Source organism: Arthrobacter sp. 4R501 (assembly GCF_002929755.1).
In the GTDB taxonomy this organism is placed as follows: domain Bacteria; phylum Actinomycetota; class Actinomycetes; order Actinomycetales; family Micrococcaceae; genus Arthrobacter.
Window position 1 is genome coordinate 1 of the sequence record NZ_PJIW01000069.1, and the last position, 563, is coordinate 563.

General features: G+C 60.4%; 1 protein-coding gene. It reads right to left on the bottom strand.

The window, feature by feature from the left end; genetic code table 11:
* On the bottom strand, positions 1 to 563 hold a 563-nt coding region (locus CXR02_RS21920; protein WP_146072590.1), incomplete at both ends, for a DUF4389 domain-containing protein.

Sequence of the window (563 nt, forward strand, 5' to 3'; positions counted from 1 at the left end):
TGGACTTCCCGGGCGCCCTGGTCCAGGCGGAACGGCGGGTATTCATCCCGCATCAGGGCCGTGTAGGTAACGACCCGGTAGATCCACCGGTTGAAGCCCAAAAGCAGGTCGAACAGCGGACGCTGGTAGCGGCCGCTGAACAGCAGGATCACCGCGGCGACAAGAACCAGGAAGCCCACCAGCGAAAACCCAGTAACGGTCTCGTACCTGACACCGGAAGCCTGTCGGTCGCTCCAGCGAACAGTGCTGGTGCCGGTCAGCGCCGCAATGATTATCAGGTGGGGCAGCGCCAGGAGCCACCACTTAACCAGCACAAGGCCACGGGAAAGCCGCTCGGGGTAATCAACCTCGAAATCGGCCGGGTAGTCCGTCTTTGCCAGAGTAAACGGCGGGTACTTGTCCGTTCCCAGCGCGGAGTAGGCATAGAAAGCCACTCGCCAGTTCCACCGCAGGACGCCTACGTTGAAATCGAAAAGGGAACGGGGAAAACGGCCTGTAAACAGGATGGCGAAGCCCGCGATGACGGTCACTATGACAAAAGCGAACCAGAGGAAGAACAGCAC